This window comes from Gilliamella sp. LMG 34360, from assembly GCF_984568995.1.
The window spans coordinates 991,585-1,012,800 of record NZ_OZ474900.1; the positions used below are offsets into that span (position 1 = coordinate 991,585).

The following is a 21,216-nucleotide window of genomic DNA, read 5'->3' on the forward strand; positions in this document are numbered from 1 at the left end:
TTATTTTTTAATCACGGCGTTATTAATCATTTTATTTTTTACTCATCGTTATTTTAATAAGGATATAATTATGGTCACCTTATCAACTGAGCAACAGCAACAAGTCGATCAATTGCTAAAAAATACTGCAACACGTTGTTTAGGAGTTTATTTAATTGATTTACCAAAACAATTTTCAGTATTCCCAACCACTGAGTTTTATTATGATCAAATTCATAAAGTTACTATTAAAACTCAACGACAGTATCTTCCACCTTTTAAACAAATGATAGCTCGTCGAGAGCAAGAATTGAAAAATACCCAACCTATTGATCCCATTGATGGTAATTTTTTAAAAGCAATTCATCCATTACCGAATACAGATACGGATAAAATACAAGGTATTATATTTGAACGGATGCAAAGTGAAGGTGTTCCTGATGTTGCCCGTGTTTTAGAAGGTTACCGTTGGCAAGATGAGGTAACCTTAAAAATTGAAATGAATGCACATAATGGTTCAGATAGTCGTTACGATCAAGATAGAAATACAAACCCAAATATCTATAACAACAATGTACCTGAGAAACTAGCACAAATGTACAAATTATTCGATCATATTCAAGTACGCGATGATTTTACCATCCCAAGTGAACCGGGATTTTGTTTCACTAATGGATTTATGCGTAATGGGGTCGAAGAATATAAAGACATAAGTTTTACATATCGATATGAGGGGAAAGAGGATTTTTATATTAGTTTACAGTCTTCTGATTTTTCAGAAGACTTGTCGCTATTGGAAAGTCCTGAAGAATATGATCCAGACGGAGAAGGATATACGGTTTATAAAGGTACACGTGAAAGCAATCATTTAGTTATGGAAGAATGGATAAGGAAAGGTGATTTTTTTTACAATAATGATTATAGTTGGAGAAATGATAAAGGGTACATTTTTAAACTTGGCATCAATCTGTTTAATGCAAGTTATAAAAAGCCCCAATTGTGGGTCCAAATGAATTATATAATACCCAAGAATGATAACGTACCAACCTATAGTGAAGAGCAGTTAATGAGTATATGGCGTGAAATAACTAATAGTATCAGAATAAGGGAAAGTTCGTTCGCAAATGAATAAAAAGTACTGGATGATTGCTGTTTGGATTTTTTGAAATGCTATTATATAAAATTGCTAAAAATTTAATAATAAAATGGGCTAATTAAGCATGTTATTTACTTAATAGTGACGTTTAATATTCAATTAGTAGCATCAAAATTACATATAAAAGCAGATATAATTTTTAAATTATTCCTAAGTTAATAGATATCTGGTTACTTTATTTATCTAAAGGAATACGACAAAAAAGCATTCAAAAATAGAAAATTGTTTTAATTGCAATTATTGTGTTATTTAGAACGATCATTCAGCTTTTAAGGAAATAAAACAGACAAAAAGAAAATATTTAAATTCTGTATAAACATAAATAAATGTTTTTTTAAATCAAGTGATAGATTAAATATTTTCTTTTGACTCTAGAGAATTTTTGAGTATAAAAACAGTAAATTTTGTAAAAAATATTCAGGAGTCTATACCGTTTGCCGATTGTGTTTTGCTGTAATTTATTTTTAATTCTTATCGTTAACTGCTAACCACTAACCGCTAACCCTTTCTCATGAGTAATTTACAGTTTGATGATCTAGGTAAATAACTCAAATCCATATCAATACGAACTATTATAAGTTGTGTTTATTCTCAACATTAATTTTAGATGTGTTTATGAATCACTGTATAGCATAATTGATTGATTAATATATTTTAATATAACCATTTGAAAAATAAAAAGCCGCATTAATTACTTAGTTTAATCATTTGATCATTAGAAAATATGCCATTCACCTATAGATAATTAAATATAACAATCTGATTTATAATCATTATGTTGGATTTGTTATAGCGAGTTATTTTATTATGGAAAATAAAGGAAACTTCTTTTAACTCTTGAGGATTTTTAATATAGATTTATGCAGCAGTAGTAGTTTAATTTTATTGTGAAATTATGCTGAAACGGTATAGATTCCTGAATATTTTTTACAAGAAATTACAATTTTCTATCTATAACTATCTGTTTTATTTGTCATTATAGTGTGTAAATTAAGATTTAAATTAACTTTTTTAACTTTAAGTAAACATGGTAGATGTTGGAAATTAAAAAAATTAATTTTGGGTTAATAGTTTGATAGACACTATCGCATTGTTGTCTAACTGATATCTAATCCAAAATAAGCATGTCATGATTAAATTGTGATTTGAAAATGTAGGTAAATTTTTTTAATGTGAATACGGTTGGCAAGAATACATTATTCACGATACTGCTACTTTTTCATTCTTTGTTAAGATCAGCATTCAGTTAATCAATCAGCCTTTATTCTGTTTTTTTCTTAAATAAATATCTTTTTAGCATTAATCTCTTAGGGAAAATAGTTAATATTCTGCTTATTAATAATTCTGACTGTCAGATCCGTAATGGCAATAATCAATGCAGAGCGTATCATTTGTTGATAACGATTTTGATAGATGGATGATTTTAATGTGTCGACAATACCTGACTCTTTGGCTTTTTGATGGTGTGAATCCCAATTAGGCGGTAATACCATATCATGTAATAGACTAATCGGACCTAATATTTCATCGTCGAGATAGGAGTATTTTTTATCGTCATGGTCAAGTTCATCTAATATGGCAATTAATAGCTCGATATCTTCATACTCCTCGCGCGTTATGATGCCTAGCGCATAAAGTAATTTTAAGCACACGGATGTATCATTGAGTGGGCCATTTTTACCAATTAGTGATGGTATGACAAATTTTATGGCGTGTGGTTCTTTACGAAATACTTTTATAATTAATTGATTAACACTGTGATTAATCATTTTTATAGCTTCAGCCAACAAGCTGTGTATATCAGCTTGCTGGTTAAGTTTTTCAAGTATTGTATCTTCTGCTAATATCGATTCTAGCATCGGCTAATTAATATTGATGATTTTGCATTGCAGTATAAAGTTGTTCAATCTGACTAACAATAGGATTATTGCTTTCAATACCAGAAATATCACAAAATGTTTGAACTACCCCTTTGTTGCTAATTTGTCGGGTTAGCTCGGAGGCTTGATCGTCGTCATCATTGCGATAATTTAGGGCTGCAGCAATGCCGATAAGCAAATTAATATTCTTTAGTTCATACTCAAATGTGCCAAGTAACGGTTTCACTAATCGATCGCCAGATCCTAATTTGCGAATGGGTTGACGACCTACACGAGCCGTATCATCATGGAGATATGGATTTTCAAAGCGTGTGAGGATCTTTTCAATATAAGCTTGATGTTTAGCTGGGTCAAAATTGTAACGTTTTATCAGTACTTGACCGCTCTCCTGCATGGCTCCTTGTACAACTGAACGAATGCTATCAACTAAAATAGCATCGCGGATGGTCGCAATGTCATTATAAAATCCTAAATAAGCGGTAATGGCATGACCTGTGTTTAAGGTAAATAATTTACGTTCGACAAATGCCATTAAGTTATCAACCGGCTCCATACCTTTGATTTGTGGGATATCACCAATAAATTGATTTTTATCGACAATCCATTCGGAAAATGTTTCAACTGTGACTTCTAATATATCCCCTGTTTTAGAGGTTGCCGGTGGTACGATGCGGTCAACGGCTGAATCAACAAAGCCTATATGATTGTTCATCCATTGGTGGAGTTCATGAGGTATATATTTAAATATTTCTTGTTTAAATTGGCTGGTTCCTCGTACCATGTTTTCACAAGCGATGATGTTAAGAGGGGCAGTGTTGGCTTGCTGATGCCTTGCAATTAATCCCTTTGCCATATTTTCAGCAATGCGAGCTAAAATCTGTGGACCTACTGCGGTAGTCACTAAATCGACTTTCGCAATATAGTCACTTACTTCGTTTGATGAGCTATTAATAGCGTCAACATTGTGGACGATTTCGGTGGTTGATTGTTCGCCCACTACATTAACTGGGTACTGGTGACGTTTGGCGATTTCGTTAATCACTTGCTCGTTAACATCAGCAAACGTTACATGAACACCTGCATCTGATAATAGTTTACCGATAAATCCGCGCCCAATGTTGCCAGCGCCAAAATGTAATGCTTGCATTTTTTTACCTTTAATTTTTATTGAATGTAATTAATTAAACAACTTTCCCGCAGTAGAGCGGGGAAGTCATTGTGATGTAATATTTAACTTAATATTGCTAACACTTCATCAAAGCGTGTTGTGCTCGATAGTTTGGCAATAATGTTTGGATCATCCAACGCGTTAGTTAATTTGGCTATCACATCTAAATGTTCGTTATTGCGAGCAGCAATTCCGATAACGATTTTGGCTTTGTCATCCGCTTCTTCACCAAATTTTACCCCAGCAGGATATTGGCAAAAAACAATACCCGTATTGATTACACTGTCTTTGGCTTCAATTGTGCCATGAGGTACAGCAATGGATTCACCAAGATAGGTTGATGTTAGCCTTTCACGTTCGAGCATTGCTTCAATATACACGGGTTTAACATAGCCGTTATCCACTAATTTTTGTCCAGCAAAACGGATTGCTTCTTCTTTGTTTTGAGCCGTTAATCCTAAAAAGATGTCCTTTTCTGTTAATTTAAACAACGGTTGGTTACTATCTGTTGATGTTGCAATATTACTATGATTCGTATTGCTAACGTCTTGTGCTGCAACCAATTCTTTCACAAGTTGGCTATATAGATCACTATCTAAGAAATTAGTTAATGAGATGTGATGGGCATTTGGTGCATATTGTTTGGCTCGTTGAGTTAAATCTTTATGAGTAATAACAATATCAGCATCGGAAGTTAGATTGTTAATTGCAAGATTGATAACATTAATATCTAGGTTGGCATCTTGTACTTTTTTACGCAACACACCAGCTCCCATTGCACTCGATCCCATTCCTGCATCGCACGCGACAACAATTTTTGTTACTTTACCAAGATTAAACGTTTCTGTTTTTAATCCTTTGGATTCGTCTTTCATTGCTATAACATCTGATTGCGCATCTTCAAAACTTTTATCTGCATTTTTAGTTGTTTTTAATAATACTACTGAGACAAGGAATGATACCGTTGCTGCGGCTATAACTGAGATACTTACACCAAGCATTGAAGCTTTAGGAGTCACCGCTAATATGGCAATAATTGAACCAGGTGAAGCGGGTGAACTTAGGCCAGAACCAAAAAGGGTAAGTGTAAATACTCCCGTCATCCCACCTAAAATCATGGCAATAATTAAACGAGGATTCATTAACACATATGGGAAGTAAATTTCGTGAATTCCACCAAAGAAGTGAATAATTGCCGCGCCACTTGCTGAACCTTTTGCAGCGCCTTTACCAAAAAACATATAGGCAAGTAATAATCCCAAGCCTGGTCCAGGATTTGCTTCAATTAAAAAGAAAATGGATTGTGCATGCTCGGCTGCTTGTTGAATACCAAGTGGCGAAAATATACCATGGTTAATTGCATTATTTAAAAACAAGATTTTTGCTGGTTCAACAATAATAGAGGTAAGTGGTAATAAATTATGTTGTACCATAAAGTCAACGCCACTCGCCAGTACACTAGATGCAACAACTACTGAAGGTCCAATAGCAAAGAATGATAGTAAAGCAAGGAGCATACCGATAATACCTGCTGAAAAATTATTTACTAACATTTCAAAGCCACTTTTGATTTTACCGTCTACGGCTTTATCAAATTGTTTAATCATCCAGCCACCTAATGGACCAACAATCATTGCGCCTAAGAACATTGGAATTGATGCACCAACAACCACCCCCATGGTCGTTATGGCGCCAACAACGCCCCCGCGTTCGCCATGAACTAATTTACCGCCACTGTATCCAATTAATAGTGGTAATAAATAGGTGATCATTGGAGTAATAAGTTTGGCAACATTTTCATTAGGATACCAACCTGTTGGAATAAAAATTGCGGTAATAAATCCCCAAGCAATAAAAGCCCCAATATTAGGCATCACCATATTACTTAAGAATCGCCCAAAGTTTTGGACCTTTAATTTAATGTTTGATGTTGTCATAAAATTAATCTTTCCTTGTTGATTGATATAATCATGATGCTGTTATTGTAGAGGCATTTATTAACCAGATTCATCTGAAAAAATTAGTAAATGTGACCTTTATCACACTTCAAAAGGTGGGGTATTTTCTGATTTTGTGATTTAGATCACACTTATAAAGCAGTTAAATGCTTTTAGGGAAGTTTGGTATAAATTTTATACTAATGATTTTAGATGTTTGTTTGATTTTAATGGATGATTACCCATAATAATTAAGCCATTATGGGCTTAACTATCATGGGTTTGGTTTTACTCAACCGTTACCGATTTTGCTAGATTTCTTGGTTGGTCGACGTCTGTGCCTTTGATTAATGCAACATGGTAAGCCAGTAATTGGGTTGGCACCGTGTAGTAGATTGGCGCAGTGATCTGTTCAATATGAGGTAAATTGATGATATGCATGGTATCGTCGCTGACGAAACCTGCATCTTGCTCAGCAAATACATAAAGTTGACCGCCACGGGCGCGGACTTCTTCAATGTTGGATTTTAGTTTTTCTAACATTTCATTAGTGGGTGCCATAACGATTACTGGCATATCTGCATCAATTAATGCTAAAGGGCCGTGCTTGAGTTCACCAGCAGCATAGGCTTCGGCATGAATGTATGAGATTTCTTTTAGTTTTAGTGATGCTTCCATGGCGATTGGGTATTGATCGCCTCGTCCTAAGAATAAGGTGTGATGCTTATTAACAAAATGGCTTGCTAGTTTTTTAATTTGCGGTTCACACATTAATACTTGTTCAATACGATTTGGTAAGGTCTGTAAGGCATGTATAATGGCTTGCTCGGTGCTTTCTGCCATGTCATTTAGGCGCCCTAACTTAGCAACTAATAACAGCAATACCGTTAATTGAGTCGTAAATGCTTTTGTGGATGCAACGCCTATTTCTACCCCAGCTTTAGTTAATAATACCAATTCAGCTTCTCGCACAAGGGTTGAGGCTGCCACATTACAAACTGCGAGTGTACTTAGGTAGTTGTTTTCTTTTGCTAGCCTTAGCGCAGCCAAAGTGTCGGCAGTTTCGCCTGATTGCGATAATGTAATAAATAAGCTATTTTTTCGCCGTGCTGGGTTGCGATAGCGGAATTCTGAAGCTATTTCAACATCACAAGGAATACCTGCTAATGCCTCAAACCAATAGCGAGCAACCATACCCGCATTATAGGCGGTGCCACATGCGACAATTTGTATATGTTCAACTTGTTTTAAAATATTTTCGGCATGTTCTCCGAGTTCTGATAAATCCACTTTACCGTGTGCCATACGACTTTCAAGGGTATTTTTTATGGCATTAGGTTGTTCGTAGATCTCTTTTTGCATATAGTGGTTGTAACCCGCTTTACTACCTGCGTCGTATCTAGCATCGGATTCAATACGAGGGCGGGTGACTTGCTGATAGTTTTTATCTAAAATTGTGATTGTACGATGACTAATGAGGGCAATATCACCTTCTTCCAAAAAGATAAATTGACGTGTTACAGGAAGTAATGCAAGCTGATCTGAGGCAATAAAATTTTCGCCTATACCACAACCAATGACTAATGGGCTACCAGAACGGGCAGCGACTAATATATCAGGATTACGAGTATCCATTATCACAGTACCATAAGCTCCGCGCAACTGTGGTATGGCTTTTTGTACAGCCTCAAATAATGAGCAATCTTCAGTGGCAATGATGTCATGAATTAAATGAGCAATAACTTCTGTGTCGGTTTCAGAACGGAACTGGTAACCTTTAGCAATAAGTTGTTCTCGTAATGTTTCAAAGTTTTCAATAATACCGTTATGCACTACAGTAATAAATCCAGAAACATGTGGATGGGCATTATGTTCGACCGGTTCACCGTGTGTTGCCCAGCGAGTGTGAGCAATACCGATTGAACCTTTCAGTGGGTGCACTTCAACAGCATCTTTCAGAGTTTGAACTTTGCCAACACGACGAATACGTTGCAGTTCACCTTCTGGAGAAATAATAGCAAGCCCCGCAGAATCATAACCTCGATACTCTAATCGTTTTAAACCTTCTAATAATATTTCTGCTACATCACGCTTGGCGATAGCGCCCACAATACCACACATAGTTTATCCCTCGTTTTTTATTTTGGTTGGACGTTTCCAACCACTAAATTGCTTTTGTCTAACTCGGCTTACGACTAATTCGTTATCTTTAACATTGTTGGTGACAGTGGTACCTGCCGCGATGGTTGCACCCTTACCAACTTTAACAGGGGCAATGAGCTGGGTATCTGAACCCACAAATACATCATCTTCAATAATCGTTTTAAATTTATTGGCACCATCGTAATTACAGGTAATAGTGCCGGCCCCAATATTGACATTGCTACCGATTTCACTATCGCCAAGATAGCTTAAGTGTCCTGCTTTGGTTGCTTTACCTAAGTGCGCTTTTTTAAGTTCAACAAAATTGCCAACGTGTACTTGTTCATCAAGCTCTGAACCCGGTCTTAATCGTGCGAAAGGCCCGATGGTACATTGCTGTGCAATGGTTGAATGTTCAATTATGCTGTATGGGCTGATAATTGAGTCATCATCAATACAACAATCTTTTAAGATACAGCCCGCGCCAATAATAACGTTATTGCCCAGTTTTACATCACCTTCAATAATGACGTTACAATCAATTACCACATCTTTGCCATGGGTTAGTGTGCCACGTAAATCAAAACGGTTAGGATCAAGCAGTGTGACGCCAGCAAGCAATAAGTTTTGTATTTGTTGATGTTGATAGTGTCGTTCTAATGTGGCTAACTGTAATCGATTATTTACACCTTCAACTTCAAATTGCTTTATTGGATGAGAGGTCAATATCTCGTACCCGTCCTGATAAGCAAAAGCAATAACATCAGTCAAATAATACTCTTTTTGTGCATTATCATTGGTTAAGCGCGCTAGCCAGTTTTTTAACAGTTTGCCCGTCACCAACATAATGCCAGTATTAACTTCATTAATTTTTTGCTGCTCTGGTGAAGCATCTTTTTGCTCAACAATCGCAACAACCTTGCCATCTTTTCGCTCAATACGCCCATAACCAGTAGGGTCATCAAGTATAACGGTCAGTAACGCAATACCTTGTTTGGGTTTACTCGCAATTAAATTTTGTAGGGTAGGTAGTGATATAAGTGGAGTATCACCATATAAAATTAAGATATCTTCGTCATCTTCAATATAGGGAATAGCTTGTTGTACTGCATGCCCAGTACCAAGCTGTTGAGCTTGATAGACCAACTGTACAGGCTGATCTTTAAGCGCATTTTCAAGCTGTTGTTTACCATGACCGTAAACAATATTGATACGATTGGTGTTAAGTTGTTCAACTGTATCAATTACATGTTGAAGCATCGGTTTAGCGCCGATTTTATGTAAAACTTTAGGAAGGTTGGAATACATCCGAGTGCCTTTTCCTGCCGCCAAAATAATTGCACTAAGTTTTGGGGTTGAAATTGCCATATTTATTTCCGCTCAGGTTAAATTAGCATAATACTATAATCAAAGTTTTTTATTAAATCATCCACACTTAATTAATTTTTATCATAAAAAAAGTTAAATGTAGTTTTATTAATATCTCTTTTAATTGTGAAATTAGATTCTAAAAAATATTATCAATATAGATTCGAGACTTAAGTCGAGATTTCAATTTCGATAAAAAATAGAGGCAATATTTAGATGACTAGTAAAAAAAACAATAGAGGTTGTTTCCATTAAGATCTATCCAAAGTTATATAAAAAACGATAAACACGATAAAAAAGTTATTATGATTTATCTAAAATGCTTGGTTAACACTCAAACAGCCGATAACCTCAATCCATGTATCAATTGAAAATTGTTCCGATCTATATTCTACTTTTTAAACAAAAAAGATAATAAATTCCCAAAAAAGAGAATTAAGTTAGTCGTACTTACTGAGTTGTGATGATATAACTACAGATAAAATACGGATTAATTTTCAATGTTTATATATAATAGCTTACGCTTGCAATCCTTATTATCAGTTAACCACTATTAAGTGAAATAAAAAGAGGCAGGTATAAACCCTTTAATAGGAAATTTAAAAAATGAAAGTTTTATTACTCTATACTACTCACGAAAAGCAAACATTAAAAATTATGCAGCGCATCGAAAATCAATTAGTCAGTAAATGTGATTGTGATTTGATTGAGCTTTTACCTAGTACTAATATCGATCTTACCAAGTACCAAGCCGTTTTGTTGGGTTGTTCTATTCGTTATGGATTTTATAGTAAAGTAATGAAAAAATTTATTGATGATAATTATCAGCAATTAAATAAAATGAGATCGGGCTTTTTTGGTGTGAATGTTGTAGCCAGAAAGCCGCATAAAAATACTCCTGAAACGAATTCATATACAAGAAAATTCTTAGCTAAAATTGCATGGCAACCAACCATTAAAGCCGTTTTTGCGGGTGCGCTTTATTATCCAAAATATAATTGGTTTGACCGTAATATGGTTCGTTTCATAATGTGGTTGGGTAAAGGCGATACAGATGTGACTAAACCTATCATTGAATATACTGATTGGGCTAAAGTCGATCAATTTGCCGCACTATTTTATACTCAAACGTGTAGTTAACCTGAAACTTCTTGTCAAAATAGATTAGTATTTTTCTGACTTTATCAAATGATAATGTTCTTTTAAAGAAACTTTGTGATATAGATCAACATTTGGGCTAAAAAGGTGTACAATATCGCGCCTAAAGAATCTATCTCCTAATTGGGATTTTAATTGTGATTGAAAATTTAAGAAATATTGCCATTATTGCGCACGTTGACCATGGTAAAACAACTTTGGTTGATAAATTATTAAAACAGTCAGGTACGCTAGATAATCTGCGTGGTGACGACAACGAACGTATAATGGATTCTAATGCGCTTGAAAAAGAGCGTGGTATTACTATTTTAGCTAAAAATACAGCGATTGACTGGAATGATTATCGTATCAATATCGTTGATACCCCAGGCCATGCTGATTTTGGTGGTGAAGTTGAACGTGTTATGTCAATGGTCGACTCAGTATTACTGTTAGTTGATGCGATGGACGGACCAATGCCTCAAACCCGTTTTGTAACGCAAAAAGCGTTTGCTTATGGTTTAAAACCAATTGTGGTTATTAATAAAGTTGACCGTCCGGGTGCTCGTCCTGATTGGGTTGTTGATCAAGTATTCGATCTGTTTGTAAATTTAGGTGCAACTGACGAACAGCTTGATTTCCCTATTGTTTATGCTTCTGCATTAATGGGGATCGCTGGTTTAGATCATGAAGATATGGCTGAAGATATGACGCCATTATTTGAAGCAATCGTTAAACATGTTGAGCCACCAAAAGTTGATTTAGATGGACCATTCCAAATGCAAATTTCTCAACTTGATTACAATAATTATGTTGGGGTAATTGGTATTGGTCGAATCAAACGTGGTCGCGTAAAACCAAATCAACAAGTAACTATTGTTGATAGTGAAGGTAATAAACGTACTGGTAAAGTTGGGCAAGTACTGGGTCATTTAGGCTTACAACGTTATGAAGCAGAAGTTGCCGAAGCGGGCGATATTATTGCGTTAACTGGTCTTGGTGAGTTAGGTATTTCTGACACGATTTGTGATAACAGTTGCGTTGAAGCGCTACCGCCATTAACCGTTGATGAACCAACTGTTACAATGTTCTTTAATGTTAATAGCTCACCGTTTGCGGGTAAAGAAGGTAAATTTGTAACTTCTCGCCAAATCCTTGAGCGCTTGAAGAAAGAGCTTGTACATAATGTGGCACTTCGAGTTGAAGAAACGCCAGACCCTGACGCATTTAGAGTGTCTGGTCGTGGTGAATTACACTTATCCGTATTAATTGAAAATATGCGCCGTGAAGGTTATGAACTTGGGGTTTCTCGACCTAAAGTAATCTTCAAAGAGATCGATGGTAAAAGACAAGAGCCATTTGAACAAGTAACTCTTGATATTGAAGAGCAACATCAAGGTTCTGTGATGGAAGCACTTGGTTTACGTAAAGGTGATCTAACCAATATGTTACCTGATGGTAAAGGTCGTGTGCGTTTAGATTATGTTATTCCAAGCCGTGGTCTTATCGGTTTTAGAACTGAATTTATGACGATGACATCCGGTACAGGTTTGCTTTATTCTACCTTTAGTCATTATGACGATGTACGTCCAGGCGAAATTGGTCAACGAATTAATGGCGTTATGATTTCAAACGGTACTGGTAAAGCACTAGCTTATGCGCTTTATAGCTTGCAAGATCGTGGTAAATTATTCTTAGGTCATGGTGCTGAAGTTTATGAAGGTCAAATTATTGGTATTCATACACGTTCAAATGATTTAACCGTTAACTGTTTAACTGGTAAAAAATTAACTAATATGCGTGCATCAGGTACTGATGAAGCAACGACACTTTCACCACCAGTTAAAATGTCATTGGAACAAGCGTTAGAATTTATTGATGATGATGAATTAGTGGAAGTAACGCCACTATCTATCCGTTTACGTAAGCGTCATTTAACTGAGAATGACCGTAAACGTGCGTTTAGAAATAATAATAAAGACTAACCTGGGTGAATAATCTGTAATAGATTAATTACAGGTTATAACTACTGAATAAAAGACCTCGCTATTTAGCGAGGTTTTTTTTGGCTTTAACTCTGGCAATCGCATCAGCAATAGATTGTTTACGATCTTGTTGACTCGTTTGGTTACTGTGATTAACAGCCATTGTGCGCGGAAATAGTATGGTTGGCGGCACAAGTTGATTGTAATTTAATCGTTGCTGTTTTTTCTCAGTGAGTTGTAATTCTTCATTTTCACTTAGTGCTGTACCTAATGTACTTAATGTAATACAGTCTGTTGGGCAAGTATTAATGCAATTACTGCACGAAGTACATAACTGCGGTAATATGGTGTGTAATACTTGTTTACTGCCGACAATGGCATCGGTCGGGCAAACGCGAATACATTTGCCACAGCCAATACAATTTTCTTCATCAATAAAAGCTTTATATTGTTGTTTGGTTTGCATAATAACTTCTTGCATTAACTTAAACCTACAATATTACCATCTTTGTCAATATCAATTTGTCGATAAGCTGGATTAGTACCAAGTCCTGGCATCGTCATAACATTACCAGCATAAACGCGAATAAATCCAGCACCAGCAGAAATCGCTAAATGACTGATATCAACATCAAAATCAGTTGGTACATTTTTTAAATTCGCATCAGCACTGATTGACATAGGTGTTTTGGCAATACAAAGAGGTAGATGATCCAGTTTTAATGCTTCAATCTCTTTGATATTTTCGAGCGCCTTTTCAGAAAGATTCGCTTTTATGGCACCATATTTTTTTACCATTGTTTGAATTTTGTCGATTAAAGGCATGTTATCTGGATAAGGTAGCTTAATTTCACTTGGCATATCACACGCTTTAATAACATGGTGTGCCAGTTTTTCAGCACCTTTACCACCTTGGGTAAATACTTCACTAACTTCACAAGCAAACGCACCATGTTCAATGGCATATTTTTGTAAGAAAGCAAGTTCTTCATCACTATCATGAGGAAAACGGTTGATAGCAACAATCACCTGTAAACCATAACTTTTCGCATTGTTAATATGCCATGCTAGGTTTGCGGCACCAATTTCGAGTAGTTCGACATTCGATTCTGATATCTCTTTTGGAATGGCTTGTCCTGGTTTAATGTTATATTTACCACTGTTTGATTTAAGGCTGCGTACGGTTGCAACTAACACCACACAAGATGCTTTGATACCTGCTTGACGATATTTGATATTGAAGAATTTTTCCATGCCCATATCCGATCCAAATCCAGCTTCAGTAATCACATAATCAGCAAGTTGCAAAGCAATGCGATCAGCAATCACAGAAGAGTTACCATGGGCAATATTAGCAAAAGGTCCAGCATGAATTAATACAGGGGTATGTTCGACAGTTTGCATTAAATTCGGATTGATGGCATTTTTTAATAGTACCGTCATTGCACCCGCAACTTCAAGTTGTTCTGCGGTAATGGGTTCACCTTGAGTATTATAGGCTAAAATAATTCGACCAATACGCGCACGCATGTCATGTAAATCAGACGCTAATGCTAAAATTGCCATCAGTTCTGATGCAGCAGTGATTTCAAAACCGTCACGGCGTTCAATACCATTTACACCACCACCAACGCCAACATTGATATGACGTAGTGCACGATCATTGTGATCAATAACACGTTTCCAAACGATACGATTGACATCAATATTTAAACGCTGTAAACCCGTTTGTGCCGTAAACTCATCACCCAAACGTTCTTCATGATAAAGGCGTGCATCTAATGCAGCTGATGCTAAATCATGAGCCGCTGTGATAGCGTGAATATCACCTGTTAAATGTAAATTTAACGTTTCCATAGGTAAAACTTCGGCCTGACCACCCCCGGCAGCACCACCTTTTACACCAAACACTGGACCTAAACTTGGTTGACGAATACAGGCGATGGCTGTTTTACCAATGTAATTTAATCCTTCACTCAGTCCAATTGTATTAACGGTTTTACCTTCACCAAGAGGGGTTGGGGTAATGGCGGTAACTAATATCAATTTACCTTTTGGTTTGTTTTGATTTGATTTAAGAATAGATAAATCGATTTTTGCGACATGTTTACCATAAGGTAAAACGTATTGTTCAGGAATATTATATTGCTCTGCGATTTCAGTAATTGGACGTAAGGACATAGTTATTCTCATTTAATTATAATTTTGAAGTATCAGTATAAATAATTTAAATTGCCGAATAAAGCGACAATTTTATCTTTGTCGATTTTCGGCACAATTCTTAATTATATTGTTATAATAATGCAATACATTCAATCAAAGGAAAATTGTTAAATGAATTGGTTTTCACAGTATGCTCTCTTCTTGGCAGAAACAGCAACAGTGGTAATTGCTATTTTGTCCATTCTTATTTTTATATTAAGTCAACGTCGCAAATTATCAATTGTTGCGGGGCGTTTATCTGTTAAAGACATTAGTCAGGAATATGAGCAAATTAAAGATGATATATTGATGTCGAGTATGGATGAACTTGAAGCTAAGCAATATACGAAAGATCTTAAAAAACAGAAAAAACTTGAGAAAAAGCAGGCAAAATTAGCCGTCAAACAAAAACAGAAACAGGATAAAAGTAGTAACCAAGATGCTGGTGCTAAACCTAAGCTGTTTGTTTTATCATTTAACGGTAGTATGGATGCACATGAGGTTGAAGAATTACGTCAAGAGATCACAGCTGTTCTTGCTATTATCAAACCAGAAGATCAAGTCGTCATTAAATTAGAAAGTCCTGGTGGTGTTGTTCACGGTTATGGATTAGCCGCTTCACAATTATTACGTTTTAGAACGCGCAATATTCCTTTTACTGCTGTCGTTGACAAAGTGGCTGCAAGTGGCGGTTATATGATGGCGTGTACCGCCAATAAAATTGTTGCTGCGCCGTTTGCTATTGTTGGCTCAATTGGTGTAGTGGCTCAAATTCCAAACTTTAACCGCTTACTTAAAAAACATGATGTCGATATTGAACTACAAACAGCTGGTGAATACAAACGTACACTGACGATGTTTGGTGAAAACACTGATGAAGGACGCCAGAAATTTAAGCAAGAATTAGAAGAGACTCATCTATTATTCAAAGATTTTGTTAAAGAGTACCGTCCTAATGTTGATATTGAGCTAGTAGCAACAGGCGAACACTGGTTTGCAGCCCAAGCAAAAGATAAAGGCTTAGTAGACGAAATCAGTACCAGTGATGATTTTATTCTATCGCATCTTGATACACATAAAATTATTTCAGTTAGCTTTCAACGTAAACAAAAGCTGTCTGAGAGAATTTCCAAAAATGTGGTTAAAAGTGTTGAAAGATTATTGTTTAGACAAGGAAATGGGCTTTAATAGCCCTTTTCTTTATTCTGTAAAATTAAGAGGTTTATTCATTAAATATAAGTAAATATTTCAGCTCTCATAACGGCTTACTTAAACTTCACTAATAAAAAATATTACCGACCATTATCTTTTTTATCTATTCATTCAAAATTCTGGATAGGAATGGGATTTTTTATTGCCAAAAAAGCTTAAATAACATACTATTACCAAAAAATAAAAAGGTTAAGGATAATAATGGTATGAAAAAGGTTTTTTGTTGTTTGTTTCTTATATTAAGTGTTGTTTCATTTTCTTCATCCGCAATCAAAAAAGAAAAATATAATCCAGTAGATAAAGATATTTTTGTTTTTGATCAATATTCCGCTGATGCTATTAACCTAAAAAAATACAGTGGGTTATATTCTGAACCAAATTCACGTTCACTATTTTATCCTTCTTACAAAAAATATAACGGAATGGAAGGTTATTTGGACAAAGAGGTCAAAGTTGGAAATAAAATTTACTATAAAATAGTTTTGAAAAATGGAGAAGTTCTTTATCTTAATAACCTCAATTCTTATGATCAGATAGTGAGTGTAAAAAATTATCAAAAGCGATTAGATGAGATTGAGAAGTTGAAAGAAATTAAATTTCCCAATATAGACGATTTATATGTGGCTAAGGTAGAAACAGACCCAAAATCGAAGGATATTTATATCATTACATTTTCAAATGGTCTAAGACTACACAATGCTAACCTTAATGGACTGTTATCCCTATCAGAAAAAATAACTAATCCAAATGATTTACATCAATTCATTGATATTATTAATACTGATAATATCAATTTTACCTATAATTCTCAAAATAATATGATCAAGGTCGAGTTAGAAAGTGAACCTTTGAGTATAGAAACTTTTATTTTTAAAGAAAAATTATATACGACAACCGTTACTGCCGTATTTAGCAGTAAGGAACGATTATTTATTGATAATTTTAAAATATTACAAAACGATAATATATATGAACCATCCAGTGACTTAACTTTCAAGAGTAAAAGTGGTACTACTGTATCTGAGTGGACTAAATTTATTTTAAATAATCAATTCGTATCTTATATCAATTCACTTAATGATAAAAATGATGTGAAAGTAAGATTTTACGGTTCACGAAAAAATGTGGAACAAAAGATAGATTCAAAAACTATTGCTAAAATCAAGAAAATATCAACATTAAATGCTTTATTAGCTAAGTATTTTAAATCGGGTCTAGAATAACATTTATGCAATAATTGTGTATTCAATCATTTAAAAATAACCCGCTTCTGCGGGTTTTTTATTGTTTATAACGCTCAAATTCAAACCTGAATAATTATTAAACAAATAAAATCTTTATTATTAAATAAAATATTTTGTTCTATTTACCGCCCTATAAATTAGTCATCCTTTTCTTTAAAATTTTGGTAATCGAATATGTATATCAATGAATATTGACTATTTTTAAGTTCAATATCTCTTCGTATTTATTCATCTCATTTTTTCTAAGGATTTTGTTATTTTCTAGCAATAATATTAATCGTTAAAATTGACTTTCTATTCTTTGCATTGAAGTTTAATATATGTTCATATTCATACATTCCCATGAATATCGTTCCATTCCTTTATTTATCTTTTCTATAAATCATTAATCATAGCGCTTGAGGACAATTATTATGTTTCAATGGCTTTTTAACTGGATTTTAGATGGACTCAAACACTCACCAGAAATACTTTTGTTTTTATCATTAAGTTTAGGGTATTTAATCGGTGGTATTCGGATTGGTAAATTTCAACTAGGTGGCGTAGCAGGATCGTTATTAGTTGCTGTTGCTTTAAGTGTTTTTGGCGTTACCGTTGATGCTGGCGTTAAAGCCGTTCTTTTTGCTCTGTTTATTTATGCGGTTGGATTTGAAAGTGGTCCACAATTTTTCCGTTCATTAGGTGTTAAAACACTTCGTGAAATTTTTTTAGCACTTTTTATTGCGGTTGCAGGTCTAATTACTGTAGTTGTGCTTGCCAAAGTATTTCATTTAGATAAAGGGCTTGCAGCAGGTTTAGCGGCAGGTGGTTTAACACAATCGGCCATTATGGGTACAGCGTCTGATGCATTAACTCAATTAGGTGTTAGTCCTGAAGAACTTAGCCGATTACAAGGTAATGTTACCATTGGTTATGCGGTAACTTATATTTTTGGTTCACTCGGTGCGATCATCATCTGTGTTAATATTTTACCAAAAATAATGGGGCGAGATATTGGTGATGATGCTATTAAAGCTCAAGCTGAACAGCTTCATGGTTCGCTATTATTAGGTGCTAACCAAAATTTTGCTTTATCCGATATTAGTGGTCGGTTATATCGTGTCACTAATAAGATTAACCAAAGCGTGTCTGATATCGAAAAAACAGTTAATGGTATTAGTATTGAACGTATCAAACGTAGCAATAAAATTTTAGAAGCATCACCTGATACCTTAATAAAAGCGAAGGATATCATTTTGGTGGTCGGTCACCGTGATGCCATGATACAGGCCAATGATCTTCTTGGTTCGGAAGTGGATTCTGCTTCAGGTATGGATGTTGTAATGAATACACAAGATGTTGAAATGCGTAATTCTCGTTATGTCGGTCAAAGTTTATCACAAGTGTTATCATCTGACGAAGTAATGCAATTAAAACATGGCATCTATCTTGTCGCTATCCATCGTGATGGACAAACACTGCCTCTTAATAACGATTTCCATTTCAAACTAGGTGATGTAATCACCATTTATGGTACCGATAGTGATCTTCGTCGTGTGATTGATAAAATCGGTGCACCAATCACAAAAAGCGAAAAAACAGACTGGATATTTCATGGTTTAGGTTTGGTGGTTGGTCTGATAATTGGTTTAATTGTTATCCGTGTTAGTGATATTCCAATTACCTTAGGTGCTGGTGGTGGGGCGTTGCTTTCAGGTTTGTTATTCGGTTGGTTCCGTTCAGTTCATCAAACTATTGGTAATATTCCAACCGGAGCGGTGCAATTGTTAAAAGATTTTGGTTTAGCTGGCTTTGTTGCGGTAGTAGGGTTAAGTTCAGGCCTGCAAGCTATCAATACTATTCGCGAACAAGGATTGTCATTATTCTTAATTGGTGTTGTGGTCACAGTATTACCAATGTTACTCGCAATTTACTTTGGTAAATATATTCTTGGTTACAAAAATGCTGCTGTATTTGCTGGTGCTCTAGCTGGAGCTCGTAGCGCTAATCCTGCTTTTGGTGAAGTTCTTAACAAAGCGGGTAACTCTACACCAACAAACTCTTTTGCTATCACTTATGCTTTGGCTAATGTCTTCCTGACTTTATTAGGACCATTGGTTGTGGCCTTTGTTTAATTACAATCTTACTTTAAGGATACAGAATATGAAGAACCAAACACAATATGCTAAGTACGCTAATTTAAGTCCTTTTGAGTTAAAAGATAACTTAATTAAACTGGCCCAAAGCCATGCTGATCGAGCCATGTTAAATGCAGGTCGAGGTAACCCTAACTTTTTAGCCATTTGGCCAAGACAAGCATTTTTCCAATTAGGGATCTTTGCAACGCAAGAATCTGAAATGTCTTATTCTTATCTAAATGAGGGGGTTGGCGGATTTCCAATTAAAGCAGGATTAACAGGGCGCTTTGAACATTTTATTCGCCAAAATTATAATAAAGAAGGCGTTTCGTTTTTAGGTAAAGCGTTTTCTTATATTCGTGATCAACTTGGGCTTGATGAAAATGCTTTTTTACAAGAGATGGTTGAAGGCATTTTAGGTTGTAACTATCCTGTTCCTGATAGGATGCTCCGTTTTAGCGAAGAAGTGGTAAAATCTTATGTTCTACAGCAGATGGGCGCCCAATACCTTGATCGAGATGATCTTGACTTGTTTGCTGTTGAGGGCGGTACCGCCGCTATGGCATATATCTTTAATTCTATGAAAGAAAATAATTTAATCCAAAAAGGGGATAAAATTGCCATTGGTGCTCCGATCTTTACACCTTATCTTGAAATCCCAGAACTAAACGATTATCAATTGGTTGAGATGTTGATCAACTCTGATCCTGATGCTAATTGGCAGTATCCAGAGTCAGAATTGCGTAAACTTGAAGATCCCTCTATAAAAGCATTCTTTTTGGTCAACCCTTCCAATCCACCATCCGTAAAAATAGATGATAAAGGATTAAAAATCATTGCTGATATTGTTAAAAAACGTCCAGATCTTATTATATTAACCGATGACGTTTATGGTACCTTTGCTGATGATTTCCAATCTTTATTTGCGATTTGTCCTAAAAATACCATTTTAGTCTATTCATTTTCTAAATATTTTGGGGCTACAGGATGGCGTTTGGGTGTTATTGCAACAACAAAAGATAATGTTTTAGATAGAAAAATTAAAGCATTGCCTAGCAAAACCAAGCAAGTCTTAAATAAACGTTATAGCTCAATTGTAACTGAACCCGAAAATCTTAAATTTATTGATCGTTTAGTTGCAGATAGCCGAGCTGTTGCGTTAAATCACACAGCTGGACTTTCAACACCACAACAAGTGCAGATGGTTTTATTTGCATTATGCGAAATGATTGATACCGATCAAAGTTACAAAGCTGCATTAAAATCATTGATCCGTCGTCGTGCTGCGTCTCTTTATCAACATTTAGGCCTTAAACACACTGTGGATAAAAATAGTGTTGATTATTATACTTTAATTGATCTTGAACATATTTGTCGTGAATTATATGACGATAAATTTGCTAAATGGATCTTAAAAAATAAAAATCCGTCTGAAATGTTATTTAGAATAGCTGATGAAGCTGGAGTCGTTTTATTACCAGGTAAAGGTTTTGCTGTGCAACATCCTTCTGCTCGTGCTTCTTTAGCGAATTTAAATGAATATCAATATGCAGCGATTGGTTTGTCAATGCGTAAACTTGCACAAGAGTATTATGATGAGTACAAAAGTAAAGCAAAGAAAAAATAGTTAATCATTTAATCTGATTACTTATAAAACCCTAGTTTATCTAGGGTTTTTTTATTCCAATT

Annotated in this window: 14 protein-coding genes; 7 read left to right on the forward strand and 7 right to left on the reverse strand. The window is 35.1% G+C overall.

Translation table 11 applies throughout. From position 1 onward, the window contains the following. The first annotated feature begins 70 nt into the window (after positions 1-70). The gene (locus AC5LW9_RS04495) at positions 71-1,111 is read left to right on the forward strand and encodes a T6SS immunity protein Tli4 family protein (RefSeq protein ID WP_493456385.1); all 1,041 of its coding nucleotides are present in this window, start codon (positions 71-73) and stop codon (positions 1,109-1,111) included. Between the two features lie 1,331 nt (positions 1,112-2,442). Here the strand turns inward: AC5LW9_RS04495 and AC5LW9_RS04500 are convergent. The 5 genes from AC5LW9_RS04500 to glmU all read right to left on the reverse strand — a co-directional run bounded on the left by AC5LW9_RS04500 (position 2,443) and on the right by glmU (position 9,624). Then, positions 2,443-2,994, reverse strand: coding sequence for an MltR family transcriptional regulator (locus tag AC5LW9_RS04500; protein WP_065737619.1), 552 nt, complete (start codon positions 2,992-2,994; stop codon positions 2,443-2,445). Between the two features lie 7 nt (positions 2,995-3,001). Continuing rightward, complete coding sequence (locus AC5LW9_RS04505; RefSeq protein ID WP_493456386.1) at positions 3,002-4,162, reverse strand: mannitol-1-phosphate 5-dehydrogenase; 1,161 nt, start codon at positions 4,160-4,162, stop codon at positions 3,002-3,004. A gap of 83 nt (positions 4,163-4,245) precedes the next feature. Continuing rightward, positions 4,246-6,120 (reverse strand): PTS mannitol transporter subunit IICBA, encoded by a 1,875-nt coding sequence (locus AC5LW9_RS04510; RefSeq protein WP_493456387.1) that lies wholly within the window; start codon positions 6,118-6,120, stop codon positions 4,246-4,248. A gap of 288 nt (positions 6,121-6,408) precedes the next feature. Next, positions 6,409-8,241, reverse strand: coding sequence for a glutamine--fructose-6-phosphate transaminase (isomerizing) (gene glmS, locus AC5LW9_RS04515; protein ID WP_493456388.1), 1,833 nt, complete (start codon positions 8,239-8,241; stop codon positions 6,409-6,411). Positions 8,242-8,244: 3 nt separating this feature from the next. Then, positions 8,245-9,624, reverse strand: a complete 1,380-nt coding sequence (gene glmU, locus AC5LW9_RS04520) for a bifunctional UDP-N-acetylglucosamine diphosphorylase/glucosamine-1-phosphate N-acetyltransferase GlmU (protein ID WP_493456592.1) — start codon at positions 9,622-9,624, stop codon at positions 8,245-8,247. Positions 9,625-10,236: 612 nt separating this feature from the next. Between glmU and hemG the strand changes: the two genes are divergently transcribed. Both hemG and typA read left to right on the forward strand, forming a co-directional pair. Beyond that, entirely contained in the window at positions 10,237-10,770 is a 534-nt protein-coding gene (gene hemG / locus AC5LW9_RS04525) for a menaquinone-dependent protoporphyrinogen IX dehydrogenase (RefSeq protein WP_198235549.1), read from the forward strand. A gap of 155 nt (positions 10,771-10,925) precedes the next feature. After that, positions 10,926-12,752: a translational GTPase TypA gene (gene typA, locus AC5LW9_RS04530; protein WP_025314826.1), complete on the forward strand. Its 1,827-nt coding sequence runs from the start codon at positions 10,926-10,928 to the stop codon at positions 12,750-12,752. A 61-nt stretch (positions 12,753-12,813) separates the two neighbouring features. On the opposite strand, the gene AC5LW9_RS04535 is transcribed toward typA, so the two are convergent. Together AC5LW9_RS04535 and AC5LW9_RS04540 are read right to left on the reverse strand one after the other, a co-directional pair. Further along, a complete protein-coding gene (locus AC5LW9_RS04535) occupies positions 12,814-13,233 on the reverse strand; it encodes an RnfABCDGE type electron transport complex subunit B (RefSeq protein ID WP_025314827.1) in 420 nt (139 codons plus the stop codon). Then, positions 13,233-14,933 (reverse strand): formate--tetrahydrofolate ligase, encoded by a 1,701-nt coding sequence (locus tag AC5LW9_RS04540; RefSeq protein WP_198248572.1) that lies wholly within the window; start codon positions 14,931-14,933, stop codon positions 13,233-13,235. The genes AC5LW9_RS04535 and AC5LW9_RS04540 overlap by 1 nt, the downstream gene beginning before the upstream one ends. Positions 14,934-15,086: 153 nt before the next feature. On the opposite strand from AC5LW9_RS04540, the gene sohB reads away from it, so the two are divergent. From sohB to AC5LW9_RS04560, 4 genes are all read left to right on the forward strand, one after another. Beyond that, complete coding sequence (gene sohB, locus AC5LW9_RS04545; RefSeq protein ID WP_198226572.1) at positions 15,087-16,142, forward strand: protease SohB; 1,056 nt, start codon at positions 15,087-15,089, stop codon at positions 16,140-16,142. Between the two features lie 230 nt (positions 16,143-16,372). Beyond that, positions 16,373-17,389 carry a hypothetical protein gene (locus AC5LW9_RS04550; RefSeq protein WP_493456389.1) on the forward strand — a complete coding sequence of 339 codons (1,017 nt, stop codon included), beginning with the start codon at positions 16,373-16,375 and terminating at the stop codon, positions 17,387-17,389. A 434-nt stretch (positions 17,390-17,823) separates the two neighbouring features. Then, positions 17,824-19,524: an aspartate-alanine antiporter gene (gene aspT / locus AC5LW9_RS04555; RefSeq protein WP_493456390.1), complete on the forward strand. Its 1,701-nt coding sequence runs from the start codon at positions 17,824-17,826 to the stop codon at positions 19,522-19,524. 28 nt (positions 19,525-19,552) lie between these two features. Beyond that, a complete protein-coding gene (locus AC5LW9_RS04560; protein WP_493456391.1) occupies positions 19,553-21,154 on the forward strand; it encodes a bifunctional aspartate transaminase/aspartate 4-decarboxylase in 1,602 nt (533 codons plus the stop codon). Positions 21,155-21,216 lie beyond the last annotated feature (62 nt).